Genomic DNA, 18,425 nt, shown 5'->3' with positions numbered 1-18,425 from the left:
CGGTTGTGGTTGTTCTCGAAGGACGGTCGTGCTCATGCTTGTAACTCCAAATCGGTAGCAGCTTGCGATACACAAAGTTGAATAAGCTGCTCTGCGCTGTCTGATAATTCACCTGTGCGAACGTCGCGCACAACACCGCTTTTCTTAATACACTGACATTGGTGACAAATACCCATGCCACAGCCATAACTAACGGGGACATCTGCTTTTTGTAGTTGTGTTAGCAGTGTTTCCTTATTACTCACAGTCAGCGTGGTCTTGTTGTGTTTAACAATAAGCTGTTGTTTCGGCGAATTAGTGTTGTCAGTTAGATGCGGGAATGCGACAAAATGCTCACTATCAACCGGCACGTTAATTAACTTGGCGGTCTGTGCCACTTGTTGATGCAGCTCGAAAGGACCACAAACCATCCAGTGCGAAGTGCCATGTTGAACAAGATAAGGTTCTATATCGCCGTCATGCATCCGGCTTAGCAATTGAAAGCTGAAAGATTCATTGTGGTTTGCAAATTCGGTTAACTCTTCAACCAAAAGGTGCTCATGTGGTTTGGCATAGTAAATAAGATGAATGGGCTGTTTATCCTCTAGGCTACCTTTTTTATTGGCTTGATAGTCCTCTAGCATCGCGAGAAATGGGGTTATGCCAGACCCGCCAGCAATCATCAGTACTGATTCACTATGTGGAAGTAAAAACGAACCCATCGGGGGCGAAATGTTTACCCAATTGCCCTTGCCAAAATTGCTCAGAAAAGGCGTGAGTGCTCCATTATCTTTTACCTTAATAATAAGACGAATAACGCCTTGATTCTTTCGTGTCGTTGTACCGCATGCGATGGTAAAAATGCGTGTGATTAGTTTCCCATCAACTTCAACGGTCAACGCTATGTGCTGCCCAGCCTTATGTATTGGCCATTTTTTTTCTGGCGACAGCGTTAACTGAACGACATCTGCTCTTAGACTTTTAATCGCTACTACTTTTGCCCGGTAATAGCTATCGCGCCACGCTGGAAGGAATAATTGAATGATGGGCTCCCAATACCCCTTCCACGTTGTGTGATGAAAAAGCTGATGAGTAATTTTGTTGAAAATAGCATTCACGGCGTCTGTCAAACCTAAAAAGACGAAAATTAAATTTGAGCGCACATGTGTACGCTGATTGAGCGAACAAGTGTAAGCTTGAATGAAAAAAGATCAAGTGAATTGTTTTGTGTTCATGCTGTGTAGATAGTGTGCAAACGAATGAGAGAGTGTTGCATCGCTTTTTAAATGTCTTTAGTCTTCATACCCCCTTTGAAAAAGTGGTACAAAAAATTGACAAATAAACTAGCCCCAGAGGTTCAAACCGCCTATAAAAAAGCCCTAATCGCGAGGGACAATTCATATTCTCCCTATTCGCATTTTAAGGTAGGTGCTGCGGTTAAATTTAAAGATTGTGACGATGTTTTTGTTGGCTGTAATGTGGAAAACGCGAGTTACGGCGCCACTATTTGTGCAGAACGTAATGCGATTTGGAGCGGCGTAGCGGCGGTGGGTAAGCGCGATATGGAATATCTCATTGTGGTTGCCGACCAAGACGAGCCAGTTCCGCCGTGTGCATTGTGCTTACAGGTAATTTCTGAGTTTTACGATCCCAAAATGCCTATCTACTTAGGCAACTTAAATGGTATTCAAAAGTGTTATCTACTAGAAGAGATATTACCTGTGCCATTTAATAGTTTTGTGGCGTGATTTGGTGGAGTATCGCGCAAATAGGTGGGTAAAAATACTATTTACTTCTGTTGCGATAAAGCCAGCTTGCAATGCCAATACCCGCCACTAAAACGGATAGAGTAGGCCATACTGATGACACTGGCACGCCGTCGGGACATTGCAAAGTCATTGCAGAGCCAGCGAGATTATCGCACTCCACCATTGGACCGATTGCCAATAGCAGCAGCCCAATAAGCACACCAATAATGGCTGAAGATAAATTATTTAGAGACATTGGTGTAAAAACTGAAACAGTCCGTTTTTTCTGAGTATGTTAAAGATATAGGCATTAACGGTTGGTATACAACCCTTAACGGCCGCAATTCATCGGTAAGATTTTACTGTTGAACGACTTTGATTAACGCATCGATAAGGTCATATCTCGCTGCCCTTTACGCCTCATGTCAACGTGAAGGCACGAGGCCTAAATTATCACATAACAAATGTACCTTATTTGCGTTAACCACTATCAAATTTAACGTAAATTCGGTACTATCCGCGGTCTTAAATTTTTAATGAAATAAGCGGACTATGTTTGAAATAAACCCCGTTACTAATGCGATAAAAGATATCCGCGAGCGCACACAAGCGCTTAGGGGGTATCTTTGACTTTGATGCAAAGTCAGAGCGTTTAGAAGAAGTTAGCCGAGAGTTAGAAAGCCCCGATGTTTGGAACGAGCCAGACAGAGCGCAGGCACTTGGCAAAGAAAAAGTGGCTTTAGAGCAAATAGTAGAAACTATTCACAAACTTGACCGAGGTACGGAAGACGTAGAAGGTTTGGTTGAGCTTGCGGTTGAAGCTGAAGACGAAGATACCTTCGTTGAGGCCCAAAGTGAGCTTGAAGGTTTAATTGAGCAACTAGAAGTGCTTGAATTTCGCCGCATGTTTTCTGGCCCTAATGACGAGAACGACTGCTATATTGACATTCAGTCGGGGTCAGGCGGTACAGAAGCGCAGGATTGGGCAAACATGCTATTGCGTATGTACTTGCGCTGGGGTGAAGCTCATGGTTTTAAAACCGAACTGATAGAAGTATCGGAAGGCGAAGTAGCAGGTATTAAAAGTGCCACACTTCGCGTTCAGGGCGAGTATGCATTTGGGTGGTTGCGCACTGAAACTGGCGTACATCGCTTGGTACGAAAATCACCATTTGACTCTGGAAACCGTCGTCATACTTCGTTCTCTTCAGCGTTTGTATACCCTGAAATTGATGACGATATCGATATTGAGATTAATCCGTCTGATTTACGTATAGATACCTACCGCGCGTCAGGTGCAGGTGGTCAGCACGTAAATAGAACAGACTCTGCGGTGCGAATTACTCACGAACCGACAGGCATTGTGGTGCAGTGTCAAAATGACCGCTCACAGCACAAAAATAAAGATCAGGCGATGAAGCAGTTAAAAGCCAAACTTTATGAGTTTGAACTGCAAAAGCAAAACGCCGAAAAACAAGCGATGGAAGACAGCAAATCAGACATTGGCTGGGGTAGTCAGATACGTTCTTACGTACTAGACGACTCTCGCATTAAAGATTTGCGAACAGGCGTGGAAACACGTAACACTCAAGCCGTTCTAGATGGCGACTTGGACAAATTCATTCAAGCCAGCCTGAAATCTGGGCTGTAAACCGAACAACGAAGTGACAAGGTTATGACTGACCAACAAACTGACGATAACAAATTGATTGCAGAGCGCCGCTCAAAGTTAAGCGCTATTCGCGAACAGTGCCGTGCAAATGGCTTCCCAAACAGCTTCCGTCGTGAAAACTACGCTGATGAACTTCAAGCTAAGTTCGGTGAATTCGACAAAGAGACATTGCAAGAGCAAGGCAACAAGGTAAGCATTGCTGGCCGTATTATGGCTAAACGTGGCCCATTCTTGCTATTACAAGATATGACTGGTCGTATTCAGGCATACGCCGACAAAGAAACCCAAAAAGACCTTAAGGCCAAATATGGTGCGCTAGATATTGGTGACATCATTGGTGTTGCCGGTGACCTACACAAGTCAGGTAAGGGCGATTTGTATGTGAATATGGAGCAATACGAATTGCTGACTAAAGCACTTCGCCCATTGCCTGAAAAATTCCATGGCTTGAGTGACCAAGAAACTAAGTACCGTCAGCGTTATGTAGATTTGATCACCAGTGAGCAAACGCGCAAAACCTTTATGATCCGCAGTAAAATCGTAAATGGTATTCGCAAGTACCTTACAGAGCGTGATTACCTAGAAGTCGAAACGCCAATGCTGCAAGTCATTCCGGGCGGTGCAACGGCGAAGCCTTTCGTTACACACCACAATGCACTTGATATCGATATGTACTTGCGTATTGCGCCAGAGCTTTATCTTAAGCGTCTTGTAGTGGGTGGTTTTGAGCGCGTGTTCGAAATTAACCGTAACTTCCGTAACGAAGGTTTATCAACTCGTCACAACCCAGAGTTTACTATGCTTGAGTTCTATCAAGCTTACGCAGACTACAACGACTTGATGAATCTAACTGAAGACATGCTTCGTACATTAGCAGAAGATATTCTTGGTACGACTATTATTACCAATACCACGAAAGATGCTGAAGGTAATGTGACGAGTGAAGTTGAATATGACTTCGGTAAGCCGTTTGACCGCTTAAGCATGGGCGAAGCTATTCTGAAATATTGGCCAGAAGCCAATGAAGCTGCAATTCGCGACCCTGAGGCGAATCTAGACGCCCTTAAAGCAATGGCAAAACAGCTGCACATTAAGGAGCCTGAAGTTGATGGTATTTGGGGCGCGGGTAAGTACCTTTGCGAAATCTTTGAAGCGACAGCGGAAGAGAAGCTTATTCAACCTACGTTTATTACTGAATACCCGTGGGAAGTATCGCCGCTTGCGCGTCGTAATGACAATAACCCGTTCATTACTGACCGTTTCGAATTCTTTGTTGGTGGACGCGAGCTAGCGAACGGCTTTAGCGAGCTAAACGACCCAGAAGATCAGGCAGAGCGCTTCGCTAAGCAGGTTGAAGAGAAAGATGCGGGCGACGATGAAGCTATGCACTTTGACGACGATTACATTCGCGCGCTTGAGTACGGCTTGCCGCCAACGGCGGGTGAAGGTATCGGAATTGACCGTCTAGCGATGCTATTTACTGATAGCTCAACAATTAAAGACGTTATCTTATTCCCTCACATGAAGCCGCAAGTGTCTAAAGACGCTCAAGACGCAGAGGAATAAAGTAAGGACAAGCGTGCAGATTAAAGCGCGTTTACCTTGTCTACCAAGAGGGCATTGACGGGAACGTCGATGCCCTTTTTTGTGCCCATGTCTACAATGTAGCCATTGATCGCTGATATTTCTGTTTTTCTCCCCAACTTTACATCTTGATGCATACTTGAAAAGTTATTTCCCGTTGCCTTTGCCACCTTGATGACATTCTGATGAACATCTTGTGCACAAAACTTGAAGCCGTATGCACTGGCAACATCGACAAATTCTTGGCAAACCGCGTGACGTAGATAGCTAAACTGGTCGTGAACAATGCATTTATTCTGAATATTGTTAAGGGCGGTAAGAGGGTTGATAACTGCATTCACACTTAGCTTGTGCCACAACGCCCGCAATATATTTGGCGTGTAGGTAACATCAGGTAAAGTATTATTAAGTAAGGCTATTGCCTTACGCAGTTTGGGTGTGAGCACATCCATCTCTTTTGTATGATCTAATTCAGCGGATGAAACAGGGACGCCAATTTGTGTTGTACCTGCACCACTGTATACCACCACATTGTTATTGTTTTCATCTTGTCGCTTAAACGCCCCATGGCTAGTAGTGGCAAGTAATAAGGGATAGTTGAGGGGCAACACCTGCTGTGCAACTTCAAGTCCACCCATGCCATTGTGCAGTAACACAACCGTGGGCTTATTCTTAAGGAAAGGAAGCCATTCAGTGAGCGCCTCGCTAAGCTGATAGACTTTTAACGGTAAAAGTAACACGTCATCCTCGCCTAACACTTCAAGAGAAGATTGTGCTGGAGGCAGTGGAAACTGAGTTCCATCCAACCACCTTGCAATGCTAGGTGCAGTATCAAGCGTTCGAGGATATCGCGCGCAAATAATGTTAGCTCTATGCGCGCCTGCGGCAACCAAGCTGCCTACGGCACCTGCACCTACGATATGAAGCTTACTCATAATCGCTAATCCCTGTTTTCGTTTAGTTCACTATTATCGCGTATTGAAACGCTTTGTTGTTGATAGCGAGCAGGTACGTTTGGCCATGGAAATGCTTCAGGTTGATCCAGTGATGCAAACCACGTTTGGACATCCTCGCGTAGAAACATCTCGCCACTTTGCATTTGAGCGGTCACTGATACAGTATCGTGCGATAGAGGAAGTACCAGTTTCCAGGCATGAAGATGCAGTCTGTCTGCATCTTGACCACCATATAATGTATCCCCCAATATTGGCGCGCCAATACTTTTGAGAGCTACACGAATTTGATGAGTCTTGCCCGAATAAGGTTTAACGATAAAGCCTCTAATTCCTGGGCTGGCTGATTGACTAAAAAATTGGGTAATCGCTGGGTTCTGCGTACTTTTAAGCAAGATACGCTGGCCACCTCGACGGTTTTTCATATCGCCAATAACAATCCCTTGTTTTTTCTTAGGCTTTTGCGCACTTAGCGCAAGATAATATTTGTTGACCTGTCGCGAAGCGAATAATTCACCAATTTCCCGCGCCATGTTGTCAGTTTTGGCAAGACACAAACAACCAGAAGTCCCCGTATCTAATCGATGGCATAGGTGTAGTTGGGTGATACCCAGTTGCGCTTTTAATAAAGTAACTACGCCTGCACCTAAATCGCCGCTGTTGTTTGACTGTTGAGAGCTTGCGTTATTTTTGGCGTCATCATGCATGCTGACGCCTGAAGGCTTGTTAACAACCAACAGATTGTCATCTTCGTAAAGTATGGGAATGTCGCGCAATGCTTGAACCTAGTTACTTTCCAATTTCTCAATGGCTTGTTCGTAGTCCAACTCATCAACCGCATCTACAATAGCGGTGCGCTTGGCGTTGTCAAAACCTATCGTGTCGAGCCAAGTGTCGAGTCTATCTTGTGAAATAAATTCACTGGCTTTAAGCGCAGCTAATAGTTGCTTTTTGGCTTGCTGCGCTGCAGCGCTTTCATTTTCAGTATTGCTACCTGTGCTAGCTTGCTCAGAGGGGGCCGCTGTAAGCACCTTTACCGCAGTAATAGTTTCATGAAGACAGTTGGCAAATTGGTCAAAATCGTCAGGTATGCGCTTATCATTTCTTATACTACTTTCAACAGGCTTGCTGGCATTGTGAAGTGCAAAAAGTCCCAAGTTACCCGTTACGCCCTTAAGGGTATGAACGAGTGAATAGGCTTCATCAAATTCGCCCTTTTCTACCAACGCCTGAAGTTCCGTATCCGTAGACTGATACTCATCAGTAAATTTACCTAACAAGGTGAACAGTAGCTTTTCATTACCACTTAGCTGAGACATCCCAAAATCGATATCAATTACTGTCGTTGACTGTTCCATGCAACCATCCTTTTAACTGCAGTGCCTCTATTTATCACGATGAGAGGTTTCGCCAGCTGTTTTCGATTACTCAGCGCATCGCGCTTGGGTATTCGAGTGAATCTGTAGATTATAAGCGTAAGTGTATTTCAGAAATACACAAATTAATACAATCATAGCAAAGTCAGAGCAGGTAAAGCGCTAAAAAGTCTGGTAATCTTTCGAAGATCAGACAAAGGGTGGTCCTTTGATAAATGTTGTAACTAAAAAGGAATAAGCATGTCAGGAAAACTGACTTTTCGTACCTTAGTTGTTTTAATGACGATTATTTCGGTTTCGGCGTGTCAGCGCACGCAAATTGAACCAGCTTTAGATGATACTTCGATATCTATCCCTTACGAAAAATACACGTTACCCAACGGTCTTACTGTTATTCTTCACGAAGACCATTCCGACCCGTTAGTGCATGTCGATGTAACTTATCATGTAGGCTCTGCGCGTGAAGAAGTGGGTAAATCTGGCTTTGCACACTTTTTTGAACACATGATGTTTCAAGGCTCAAAGCACGTGGCTGACGAGCAGCATTTTAAGGTGATTACCGAGGCAGGTGGCAACCTCAACGGTACCACGAATACTGATAGAACTAACTACTTCCAAACTGTACCCGCCAACCAACTTGAAAAAGTCTTGTGGCTTGAGTCAGATAGAATGGGCTATTTACTCGAGGCTGTTGATCAGGAGAAATTTGAAAACCAGCGAGAAACCGTTAAAAACGAACGTGCACAACGGGTTGATAATCAGCCTTACGGATTGCGATTTGAGTTAAACGGTGAAGCGTTATTTCCTGAAGGGCACCCGTATTCTTGGTTAACCATTGGCTATGTAGAAGATTTAGACCGTGTTAACGTCAATGACTTAAAAGCATTTTTTAAGCGCTGGTATGGCCCAAACAATGCTGTGCTAACAATTGGTGGGGACATTGATGTAGCTAAAACCAAGGCGTGGATTAAAAAATACTTTGGTGAAATTCCAAGGGGCCCAGAGGTTGAGCAGCCTGTTCCTTCGCTAGTTACCCTCGATGAAACGCGCTACATGACGCTTGAAGATAAAGTGCATCTTCCACTGCTACAAATTACTTATCCAACGGTGTATGCGCGACACGAAGATGAAGCGCCACTTGACGTACTTTCCGATATCTTGGGCGGCGGAAAGACGTCACTGTTTTACAAGAATTTGGTGAAGCAAGGTATGGCAGTACAGGCTGTAGTGTCTCACCCGTGCCGAGAACTCGCATGTGAGTTCCAGCTTCTTGCATTGGCGAACCCTGCAAAAGTTACGTCTTTAGCCACGCTTCAAGAGGTATTAGATACGACGCTGAAAGAGTTTGAAACTCGTGGGGTTACTGAAGATGATCTGGCTCGCACTAAAGGCGAAATTGAAGCGCGAACAGTTTTTGGACTACAGAGTGTGTCTGGAAAAGTATCAGCGCTAGCGGCAAATGAAACCTTCCATCGAACCCCAGATTTAATTGCTGAAGATATCGCGCGCTATAATGCAGTAACCGGTGAAGACGTAATGCGCGTATATAACAAGTATATTAAAGGTGCCAATCGTATTGTACTGAGTGTTGTGCCCAAAGGGCAGCCTGAACTTGCGGCAGCAGAACAAACCTTTGAGCGTCCGCGTCGCACCATCCCTGACTATGGGAATGACAATACCGACGTTAACGATGAGCACTTCGAAAGCGCGCCAACCAGCTTTGATCGCAGCATAGTGCCTCAAGCGGGTAAAGCGCCAGTGGTAGAGGTGCCAGCATACTGGGAAGCACGCTTATCAAATGGTATTAAAGTGCTGGGCGTTACTAGCAGTGAAACGCCAACGGTCACTCTGACGCTAGGTATGGACGGTGGCGTACTACTTGAGAGCAAAGAAAAAGCAGGAACAGCCTATCTCACCGCACTGTTGATGAACGAAACAACAAAGAACTACACCAATGAAGCGTTAGCGAGCGAACTTGCCAAGTTGGGGAGTAGTATTCGTTTCAGTGCAGCGGGACGTTATTCACAAGTTTATGTGTCTACGTTGACGAAGAATCTCGATCAAACACTGGCGCTACTACAAGAAAAATTGTTTAACCCTGCGTTTAACGAAGATGATTTTAATAGAATGAAGGAGCGAGTGCTTCAAGGACTGCAGCAGCAAGCAAAAACGCCGTCTAGCTTGGCGCGCCGCGCACGAGATTTGGTATTGTTTGGCGCTGAAAACCGTGTAAGTCTGCCAGATGAAGGTACGTTGGCAACAGTTCAAAACATAACGCTTGACGATGTAAAAGCGTTTTACGAACGATATTACTCACCGTCAAAGGCCAGCATTGTAGTTGTTGGCAATCTTCCCAAGGCACAAATGCTTAATACCATCGACTTTATCGGTAAGTGGCAAGGAGAAGATTATGCGATTGGCGATTACCATGCATTTCCTTCTTATAACGAAAACACCATTTATTTAGTTGATAGTCCTGAAGCAGTGCAATCGGTCGTTTATATTGTGGATAGAAGTCTTCCTTTCGATGCAACGGGTGAACACTTTAAAACGCGTTTAATGAACTTCCCATTAGGTGGCGCATTTAACAGCCGAATAAATCTTAATTTAAGAGAAGATAAAGGGTACACCTATGGCGCAAACAGTGGCTTCATAGGCGGAAAAACACTGGGGTGGTTTGAAGCAAGCGCCGACCTTAATATGGTGAACACTGCGCAGGGCATTCAAGAAATTTTTGGCGAAATAAAACGCTATCGCAAAGAAGGGGTAACCCAGCAAGAAATAGACTTTATGCGCAATGCATTTACACTAAGCGATGCGCTAGAGTTTGAAACGCCAACCAGCAAAGCCCGATTCTTAAGGCAGTTGCTTAGTTACGATTTAACTCAAGGGTATCGCAAAGCGCAACTTGAGATAATCAATAACATCGACAAAGCCACCCTCGACATGCTCGCGAAGCAATATTTGAATATAGATAAAATGCAAATTATTGTAGTAGGCGATAAAACGAAGGTTCTGCCTCAATTGAACGCGTTATCAATGCCAATTGTCGAGTTATCAGTAGAGAGTAACACCAGAGAAACGTTAAACTGATAAATTGATCATTGTTGAATTTACCTTATTGCCCCCCATAACAAGGGGCAATAATGACATAACGGACCATCATTTTGACTGCAAACTCAAACCGTTTCGACGCGCGAATTGAAGCGCTTAAGTCTCCCGAGTTTTTAACGGCGCTAAAAGATATAAAGCGTGGCGTAGAACGCGAAGCGCTTCGCATTAACCCCAATGGTACTTTGTCTCAGACACCGCATCCTTTGCCATTGGGTTCTGCCTTAACACATGAATCAATCACCACTGATTTTTCAGAATCGTTGCTTGAATTCATTACGCCACCTGAGAACAGTGCAGCGAAAACGGTTGCCCAGTTAAAGGATATTCACAAGTTTGTTATCGATAACATTGGCGATGAATTTATTTGGCCGTTAAGTATGCCGTGTTTCATTGATGATGAAACTCACATACCTATTGCTTATTTTGGCGAGTCAAATGTGGGCAAAATGAAGCGCGTTTATCGCATTGGGCTTAAAAACCGATATGGCAGCATGATGCAAGCAATAGCGGGCGTGCATTTCAATTTTTCTCTGCCCGAGAGTTTCTGGAAATTGTGGGCTGAACTTAATGGCAACACGCACTCACAAGATCAAACTTCAGCAGATTATTTTGGACTTATTCGAAACTATCGACGTTTTTGTTGGTTGATTCCCTATTTATATGGCGCATCTCCAGCGTTGTGTGGTTCATTCCTAAGAGGCAAAGAACATGCGTTGCCATTTAAAAAAGTAGGTAAAGGTACGGTTTATATGCCTTATGCCACGTCGTTGCGCATGAGCGACTTAGGGTATACCAGCGCCGAGCAGTCTTCACTTAAGATTTGTTACAACCAACTTGATAACTATGTCCGCTTGTTGCGAGGCGCAATGACAACACCGTCTGCACGATTTAGCCAATTTGCTGCGGGCGAAGAGGGCAATTATCAGCAATTAAGTCGCAACATTATTCAAATTGAGAACGAGCTTTATTCACCCATACGACCCAAGCAGCCAACACAGTCAATGGAGAAACCTACTGATGCACTTGTGCGTCGAGGTATTAACTACATTGAGGTGAGAGCATTGGATGTGAATCCGTTCTCTGCGCTGGGAATAACGCAGACCCAATTCGACTTCTTAGATGTCTTTTTGCTTGCCTGTCTGTTGATACCCAGTGGCGAGTTAGACGAGGCTCAGCTTAATGAAGCCAAAGAGAATATGAACAAGGTCGTGCTTCAAGGACGTGATCCTGAATTAATGTTAAGCAATAACGGCAAAGCCGTGTCATTGCGAGCGTGGAGTGAGTCTTTATTTGGCTATTTCAAACAAGCCGCTGATTTACTTGATAAAGCGAATGAAACCGAACGCTATTCTCAGGCCGTGGCCAGCGAATTTGAGAAAGTAGGAAACCCTGACCTTACGCCTTCAGGTATGTTGCTAAACACGTTGTTAGAGAATGATAAAGATAACGGTGTGTTTGGCCTTGAACTCGCAAAAATGTACCAAGGTGAGATGAAAGCGTTTAACTATCAGTATACCGACGCCGCTGGTTTTATGGCGCAGGCGGAAGTGTCTTTGAAGGCGCAAAAAGAGGTTGAAGAGGCTGATACCAAAGACTTTGACAGCTTCATACGCGATTATTTTTCAGAACCTCCAGCAAAAAAAAATGCCTGACAAGGGTCAGGCATTAAAGGGTTCCAGGGAAACACACATTTTACTAGAACATTAATTAAGACAAGTTATGAACCAAAAGTTCAAAAAATTGGTTATTTTTTTATCAACTTTCATCGTTCTTTTTCCGCTGTTTATCGCGGGGTGTGCAACTACGCCTCCTAAAGACATCAGTAATTTATGCGAAATATTCTACGAAAAGGACGATTGGTATGATGCAGCTGCTGATGCGAGAGACAAATGGGGTGTTCCCATTCACGTGCCAATGGCAATGATGTATCAAGAAAGCTCGTTTAGGCACGATGCCCTCCCTCCGAGAGATTACGTGTTTTTCGGGTTGATCCCATGGGGACGTGTAAGTTCTGCATACGGCTATTCTCAGGCTAAAACGCCAACGTGGTCAGACTATATTCGCGAAACCGGCAATAGTGGCGCAGATAGGGATGATTTTGACGATGCCATCGATTTCATGGGGTGGTTTATTTATAAATCACAAAAAGTTAATGGCGTGTCTAAGTGGGATGCGTATGCACAGTACCTGAACTACCACGAAGGGTGGGGAGGGTATAAGCGCAGAAGTTATGACCGCAAACCTTGGCTGAAGAAAGTGGCCTCTAAAGTAAAAGCGCGATCATTGCGTTATGCCACGCAATTAAAAACCTGTGAAGAAGACCTTCAAAAAGGTTGGTTCATGAAGTTATTTAGCTAGCGCCTGTTTATCTACCAATAACAATAATAAGGGATGTGAAAATGAAAAAAGTGATTGGCATAGCGGCTTTAGCGTTGTTAGTGTTGGTGTCTCTACTGGTTGTCCGCGCGCTCACCGTGTTTAGCGATAATCAAGTTTCCCCCAATGCGTCATTTTCACCACTTATTATTGATGAGTCACTCGTGGTAGAGCGTTTTGCCAAGGCTATTCGTTTTCCAACAATTTCGCATGAAGACGCTACTAAGTTCGACCACCAAGCGTTCTCAGGTTTGCATGCATTCATAGAATCTTCCTACCCCCTTGTTCACAACAAAATGAGCAAAACTGTCATCAGTGAATACAGTTTGGTCTATAAACTAGCAGGCTCCGATTCGACGCTAAAGCCAGCCTTGTTTATGGGGCATATGGATGTAGTGCCTGTAGATTCTGCGACTGAATCACAATGGCTTCACGCTCCTTTTAGTGGGGATATAAGTGACGGGGCTATATGGGGGCGAGGCACTCTAGATGATAAAGTGACGGTGTTTGCATTACTAGAAGCAATGGAACATTTGTTAGCCAAAGGACTGACCCCTAAACGTACTATTTACTTTGCGTTTGGGCACGATGAAGAGATTGGCGGTGAGCAAGGCGCTGCAAAAGTTGCTGACTGGTTTGCAGCGCAGAATATTGAATTTGAATTTGTGCTTGATGAAGGCGGCGCGATTACACGTGGCCTGATGGTGGGAACAGAGCGCACAGTTGCAGTGGTCGGTATTGCAGAAAAAGGCTATGCAAATATTCGTTTAACAGTGAATGATGATGGCGGGCACTCATCGCAACCTCCTGAACATACCGCAGTTGGTGTTCTCAGTCAGGCCATTGTAAAGCTTGAAAATAACCAATTGCCTACAGATTTTCAATTCATCAACAAAACGTTCGAAAAAATGGGGTACTACACCGATTTTCCAACCCGTATGGCTATGGCTAATTTGTGGTTGCTTTCCCCGCTTATCGAAGGCGCGATGTTGAGCAAACCAAGCTCTGCTGCCAGCATTCGCACCACGACCGCCGCGACTATGGTTGAAGGAAGTTCAAAGTCTAATATATTGCCAACTCAGGCAGTTGGCGTAATCAATTACCGGCTTATGCCAGGCATGACTATCGATGACTTGGTGGCGCATGTAAACAGAACTATTGATGATCCTCGTGTGGGGATTGAAGCCTACATGGCAAATGAAGCCAGTAATGTGTCTACCTTGGATAGTATGGGATATCGTTTAATTGAGAGCACTATCCGGACTATGCAAAACGAAACGTTGGTCGCGCCATACTTAGTTCAAGGCGGTACAGATGCAAAACACTTCACCGCACTGTCAGACAGTATTTATCGATTTATGATGGTAGAGCTTAACCCCGAAACCCTTAAACAGTTTCATGGTGTAAATGAGCAAATTCCTATTACAGATTATATTAGTGCAATTCAATTTTATGGTGAGCTCATCAAGCAAAGTGCACAAGGCTCAGTGCATAACCAATAGGCTATATTTTTACTTTTATCTATGTGTGCATGTAGAGCCTTGCACAAATACTGCTATAGTTTGATGTAGTTGTAATGGTAGGGGCAAAGTGGAAATATGAGTGAGCGATTACGCGCGTTAGAACAAGAAGTAGAAGCGCTAAAACGAGCGCTGAAACGTGCTGAGGCCGAAAACACAAAATATAAAACACTCTTTGATGTCTCTGGTGACGCACTTTCAATAATTGATCTAGCGTCGGGCAAGTTCATCGAATGTAATCAAGCTGCCATTGATCTTCACGGCGTTGGCAGTGCTCAATATTTTCTAAGCCTTTCACCTTCCGATTTGTCACCTGAGTATCAGCCATGCGGTCGGCGTTCAGATGAACTAGCAAAAACATATATTGAAGATACCCTTGTTCACGGCCCTCAACTTTTTCAATGGGTGCACAGTCGCCTTGATGGCTCAACCTTTCAGTGTTTAGTGTCTCTTACTTCGCTTCCTCTTAAAGACAAGCAGCTTGTACTTGCAATTGGGAGGGATATTTCCGAGCTTTTGGAAACAAAGGGCAAGCTGGATGATGTGGTTTCTGATTTCGAAAGTGTTAAAACGGCTTATTTGAAAGAAAAGGAAAAGTTTGAACTATTCGTAAACCTCGCTCCAGTAGGCATTGCCATAAATAAAATGAGTAGTGGGGAATTTGACTATGTGAATAAAGAGTTTAGCCGTTTTAGCGGGTACGATGTTGATGAACTAAATCAGATGGATTATTGGCAGCTAACACCCAAGAAATATGATAAGCAAGAACAAGAGCAGCTAACTTCACTTTCTAAAACAGGCCGTTATGGCCCTTATGTCAAAGAGTACATTCATAAAGATGGGCATGTTTATCCCGTTCAATTGTCAGGTGTACAAATTAAAAGCGCAACAGAAGAAGAGTTTATCTGCTCTGTTGTGCAAGATATCTCGGAACAAAAAGCGATTGAATCGCAGTTGCAGTCGGCCAAAGAGCACGCGGAAAGCAATGCACTACGGCTAAAGCTGGCTAACGATTCTGCTGAAATTGGTGTATGGGAATGGGATGTCGAAAAAGACGAACTCATCTGGGATAAATGGATGTACAAGCTTTATGGAATAACTGAATGTTGTTTCTCTGGCGCTTATGAGGCATGGCAAAACAGTGTACACCCTGATGATATTGCTTACTGTCATAATTTGCTTACCGAAGCGGTAAAAGGAGGTGTGCGATTTGAACCAGAGTTTCGTGTAGTCCACCCTAACGGTAACATTAGAACCATCAAAGCGAGTGCCGAAATTATTCGCAATGACAAAGGAAAAGCGTTGCGGGTTATCGGTGTTAATTATGATGTTACCGAAAAAAATGAAGCGATAAATGCGCTAGAGTGGGCAAGAAACGAAGCTGAGAAGGCGAGTAAAACTAAGAGTGAATTTTTGGCCAATATGAGTCACGAAATTCGAACGCCAATGAATGCCATTTTGGGCGGATTGCAAATGGTTGACCAGCGCAGCTTAGATAAGCGGTCACAAATCATGTTGGAAAATGCTACGTCTTCTGCGCAATCTTTATTGACCATTATCAATGATATTCTTGACTACTCAAAGATAGAAGATAACAAACTCGACCTTGAGCAGGCTCCATTTTTGATGACCGAAGTGCTTAAGTCGGTGCGCTTCGAAGTGGACGGCATTTTGAGTCAGAAAGGTATTGAACTTATTACGAATATTGATGAGGCCTTTTCTGATGGCTGGCTTGGCGATATGGTCAGAGTAAAGCAGATTTGCCTAAATTTGGTATCAAACGCAGTTAAGTTTACTGAGCATGGCAATGTAACGCTAAACCTTTACCCTACCATGTTAGAAAGCCGAGCAGCGATAGGTCTAACGGTAATTGATACTGGTATTGGCATGAGCGAAGAAGCTTTGAAACGCGTATTTGAGCGATTCTCGCAAGCGGACAGTTCGACCACACGCAGGTTTGGAGGAACCGGGCTTGGCATGTCTATCACGCTGAGCTTGGTGAAAATGATGGGGGGAACTATCGATGTTCAAAGTCAAACAGGCGTCGGAACCACATTTACGGTGCATTTGCCATTACCTAAAGCGACAAAGGTAATTAAACCGTTGTCGGATAACATCTATAACACACCACAGTTAAGTGGCAAGCGCATTTTGATAGCAGAAGACAATGAAATAAATCGTATGATTGTGCGCTCAATGCTGGAAAAAACGAGCGCAAAAATGCTCACCGTGACAAATGGCAAACTAGCGGTAGAGGCCGCAACACAAAAATATTTCGACATTATTTTAATGGATATTCAAATGCCAGAGATGGATGGTGTAGAGGCAATGCTTAAGATTAAGGCAGTAAACCCTACAATCCCTATTGTGGCCCTTACAGCTAATGCAATGGTCAGTGATGTAAAGCATTACTTGCAAGAAGGGTTCGACGAACACCTCAGTAAGCCAATAGACATGAATAAACTCTTCAGACTGCTCAATACGCTCATAAGCTAGATCTCTTCTATTTCAGTTTTATTTCTTGTATTTATACGAGTAGTCATTCATTTCCAATGTGTCTGTCCGCGGTAAACTGCCGGACAGTCAAAAGTGTCCGCTGCGGACACTTTTTTTATGCCTATCTTTTTAAATTTCATTAAATTCAATGTCTTAAGTTTTGGCATGCAATTGGTATTAGCTTCAGTAGCAATATCAATTACAACGCATACCGCTACTAAATCGGTATATGTCACTAAGGATTTAAGGCCATTATGATGTTACTTCATTATATTTCTGCACCCTTGTTGGTCTGTGTATTCAGCATAGTGCTGGCCAACATAGAAACGCTATTCGGTAGGGAAACTCGATGATTAAAGATACAAGCAACCAAGATAGCGTTGTACAGCGCAAAACACATAAAAAGAATTGGATTCTGTCATTAAGTGGGGTCGTTGCAGCGGGTGTATTAGGGTACATGCTAGTGTCTGCGCCGACGGCTGATGTTTCTCTAGCCAAAGAGTCGTTAAAAGTGCATACCGTTTCTAAAGGTGATTTGGTGCGCGATATCATTACCACGGGCAAAATCATCGCCGCAAATGCCCCTCAAGTTTATAGCCCAGAGCAAGGCTATGTCATGCTCAATGTTATGCCAGGTGACTTTATCAAGGCCGGTGACACCATAGCGGTTGTGGACTCTCCGGAGTTGCAAAGTACATTGAAGCAAGAGCAGTTGGTACTCGCCAGTTTACAAAGTGACCTAGCTCGTCAGGAGCTTGATGTCAGACGTCAAACACTTCTGCTAAATAAGCAAGCTGATTTGGCCAAAGTCGAACTTGATGCCGCTATGCGCGAAGACAAGCGTGCAGCGTTATCAATTGAGAATCATCTCATCAGCCAGATTGATTTTGAAAAAGCGCAGGACGATTTAGCACGCGCTCGGGTTACACATAAACACGCTATGGGTGAAATAGCGCTAGCGGCGGATACCTTAGCCTTTGAGCTTAAAACCAGTGAAGACAAAGTGGCAAGGCAAGCTCTCATTGTAAAAGAGCTTGAGCGTCAATTGGCTAACTTACGCATTAGAGCAAGCGTTTCTGGCATTGTGGGTAATGTGCTTATTCAGCCAAATGCGCTGGTGGCCAAAAATGAATTGCTGATGACGCTAGTCGACTTGTCTGCCTATGAAGCACAACTCAATGTAGCAGAAAGTTATGCTGGCGAACTCGGCATTGGAATGGATGTAGAGCTAACCATGGGTGGAGAAACTGTACTGGGCAAGCTGGTGTCCATATCGCCTGAAGTCGTCGAGCGCCAAGTTACTGCGCGTGTTCGTTTTCCTGAAAACAGTGTGCAATCTATCCGTCAGAATCAACAAGTGTCAGCGCGTATTTTATTAGAAAACAAAAGTGATGTGCTGAAAGTGGCACGAGGAAGCTTTCTTCAATCTGGTGGGCATACCGCTTATATCGTACGCGGAGATATCGCAGAAAAAGTGGCTATTCAAATAGGTGCTACCAGTATGCGTGAAGTGGAGATTCTTGAAGGCCTTCAAGAAGGCGATCAAATCATTACATCAAACTACGACAAATTTAAACAGGCGCCTTCGGTGCTACTTCGATAAGACA

14 protein-coding genes are annotated in these 18,425 nt (G+C 44.1%); 9 read left to right on the top strand and 5 right to left on the bottom strand.

Annotated features, from left to right (window positions below; translation table 11 throughout):
• Positions 1-32: 32 nt before the first annotated feature.
• Positions 33-1,097 (bottom strand): flavin reductase family protein, encoded by a 1,065-nt coding sequence (locus LHL20_RS14335; protein ID WP_226433782.1) that lies wholly within the window; start codon positions 1,095-1,097, stop codon positions 33-35.
• A gap of 213 nt (positions 1,098-1,310) precedes the next feature.
• Between LHL20_RS14335 and cdd the strand changes: the two genes are divergently transcribed.
• Positions 1,311-1,727 (top strand): cytidine deaminase, encoded by a 417-nt coding sequence (cdd, locus tag LHL20_RS14330; protein ID WP_226433781.1) that lies wholly within the window; start codon positions 1,311-1,313, stop codon positions 1,725-1,727.
• Positions 1,728-1,764: 37 nt separating this feature from the next.
• Here the strand turns inward: cdd and LHL20_RS14325 are convergent, their stop codons facing one another.
• Positions 1,765-1,983 carry a hypothetical protein gene (locus LHL20_RS14325; protein ID WP_159623308.1) on the bottom strand — a complete coding sequence of 73 codons (219 nt, stop codon included), beginning with the start codon at positions 1,981-1,983 and terminating at the stop codon, positions 1,765-1,767.
• A gap of 296 nt (positions 1,984-2,279) precedes the next feature.
• Here LHL20_RS14325 and prfB point away from each other — a divergent pair.
• Together prfB and lysS are read left to right on the top strand one after the other, a co-directional pair.
• Positions 2,280-3,378, top strand: a protein-coding gene (gene prfB, locus LHL20_RS14320) for a peptide chain release factor 2 (RefSeq protein WP_226433780.1) whose coding sequence is annotated in 2 segments (ribosomal slippage) — positions 2,280-2,354 and positions 2,356-3,378 — 1,098 coding nt in all. Because the reading frame shifts where the segments join, the coding sequence is not laid out codon by codon here.
• Positions 3,379-3,402: 24 nt separating this feature from the next.
• The gene (gene lysS, locus LHL20_RS14315) at positions 3,403-4,965 is read left to right on the top strand and encodes a lysine--tRNA ligase (RefSeq protein ID WP_226433779.1); all 1,563 of its coding nucleotides are present in this window, start codon (positions 3,403-3,405) and stop codon (positions 4,963-4,965) included.
• A gap of 20 nt (positions 4,966-4,985) precedes the next feature.
• Here the strand turns inward: lysS and LHL20_RS14310 are convergent, their stop codons facing one another.
• The 3 genes from LHL20_RS14310 to LHL20_RS14300 are packed head-to-tail and all read right to left on the bottom strand — an operon-like array spanning position 4,986 to position 7,294.
• Positions 4,986-5,918 (bottom strand): ketopantoate reductase family protein, encoded by a 933-nt coding sequence (locus LHL20_RS14310; protein ID WP_226433778.1) that lies wholly within the window; start codon positions 5,916-5,918, stop codon positions 4,986-4,988.
• Positions 5,919-5,923: 5 nt separating this feature from the next.
• Positions 5,924-6,712: a pseudouridine synthase gene (locus LHL20_RS14305; RefSeq protein ID WP_226433777.1), complete on the bottom strand. Its 789-nt coding sequence runs from the start codon at positions 6,710-6,712 to the stop codon at positions 5,924-5,926.
• Positions 6,713-6,721: 9 nt separating this feature from the next.
• Positions 6,722-7,294 carry an Hpt domain-containing protein gene (locus LHL20_RS14300; RefSeq protein ID WP_226433776.1) on the bottom strand — a complete coding sequence of 191 codons (573 nt, stop codon included), beginning with the start codon at positions 7,292-7,294 and terminating at the stop codon, positions 6,722-6,724.
• Positions 7,295-7,552: 258 nt separating this feature from the next.
• Between LHL20_RS14300 and LHL20_RS14295 the strand changes: the two genes are divergently transcribed.
• From LHL20_RS14295 to LHL20_RS14270, 6 genes are all read left to right on the top strand, one after another.
• Positions 7,553-10,405: a M16 family metallopeptidase gene (locus LHL20_RS14295; protein WP_226433775.1), complete on the top strand. Its 2,853-nt coding sequence runs from the start codon at positions 7,553-7,555 to the stop codon at positions 10,403-10,405.
• 74 nt (positions 10,406-10,479) lie between these two features.
• Entirely contained in the window at positions 10,480-12,078 is a 1,599-nt protein-coding gene (gene gshA, locus LHL20_RS14290) for a glutamate--cysteine ligase (RefSeq protein ID WP_226433774.1), read from the top strand.
• Positions 12,079-12,145: 67 nt separating this feature from the next.
• Complete coding sequence (locus tag LHL20_RS14285) at positions 12,146-12,784, top strand: transglycosylase SLT domain-containing protein (protein ID WP_159623292.1); 639 nt, start codon at positions 12,146-12,148, stop codon at positions 12,782-12,784.
• A 41-nt stretch (positions 12,785-12,825) separates the two neighbouring features.
• A complete protein-coding gene (locus LHL20_RS14280; protein WP_226433773.1) occupies positions 12,826-14,304 on the top strand; it encodes a M20 family peptidase in 1,479 nt (492 codons plus the stop codon).
• A gap of 96 nt (positions 14,305-14,400) precedes the next feature.
• Positions 14,401-16,818, top strand: coding sequence for a PAS domain-containing hybrid sensor histidine kinase/response regulator (locus LHL20_RS14275; RefSeq protein WP_226433772.1), 2,418 nt, complete (start codon positions 14,401-14,403; stop codon positions 16,816-16,818).
• A gap of 349 nt (positions 16,819-17,167) precedes the next feature.
• A complete protein-coding gene (locus LHL20_RS14270) occupies positions 17,168-18,421 on the top strand; it encodes an efflux RND transporter periplasmic adaptor subunit (RefSeq protein ID WP_226433771.1) in 1,254 nt (417 codons plus the stop codon).
• Positions 18,422-18,425: the final 4 nt, after the last annotated feature.

The organism is Alteromonas sp. McT4-15 (assembly GCF_020515205.1).
In the GTDB taxonomy this organism is placed as follows: Bacteria; Pseudomonadota; Gammaproteobacteria; order Enterobacterales; family Alteromonadaceae; genus Alteromonas.
Note: the sequence above shows the minus strand (reverse complement) of the source record. Positions and strands in the feature narration are given on the sequence as shown.

Coding starts and splice junctions, on each gene's coding strand:
- LHL20_RS14325 (WP_159623308.1), bottom strand. CDS start 1,983: ATGTCTCTAAATAATTTATCTTCAGCCATTATTGGTGTGCTTATTGGG.
- LHL20_RS14275 (WP_226433772.1), top strand. CDS start 14,401: ATGAGTGAGCGATTACGCGCGTTAGAACAAGAAGTAGAAGCGCTAAAA.
- LHL20_RS14295 (WP_226433775.1), top strand. CDS start 7,553: ATGTCAGGAAAACTGACTTTTCGTACCTTAGTTGTTTTAATGACGATT.
- LHL20_RS14280 (WP_226433773.1), top strand. CDS start 12,826: ATGAAAAAAGTGATTGGCATAGCGGCTTTAGCGTTGTTAGTGTTGGTG.
- LHL20_RS14285 (WP_159623292.1), top strand. CDS start 12,146: ATGAACCAAAAGTTCAAAAAATTGGTTATTTTTTTATCAACTTTCATC.
- lysS (WP_226433779.1), top strand. CDS start 3,403: ATGACTGACCAACAAACTGACGATAACAAATTGATTGCAGAGCGCCGC.
- LHL20_RS14300 (WP_226433776.1), bottom strand. CDS start 7,294: ATGGAACAGTCAACGACAGTAATTGATATCGATTTTGGGATGTCTCAG.
- LHL20_RS14270 (WP_226433771.1), top strand. CDS start 17,168: ATGATTAAAGATACAAGCAACCAAGATAGCGTTGTACAGCGCAAAACA.
- LHL20_RS14310 (WP_226433778.1), bottom strand. CDS start 5,918: ATGAGTAAGCTTCATATCGTAGGTGCAGGTGCCGTAGGCAGCTTGGTT.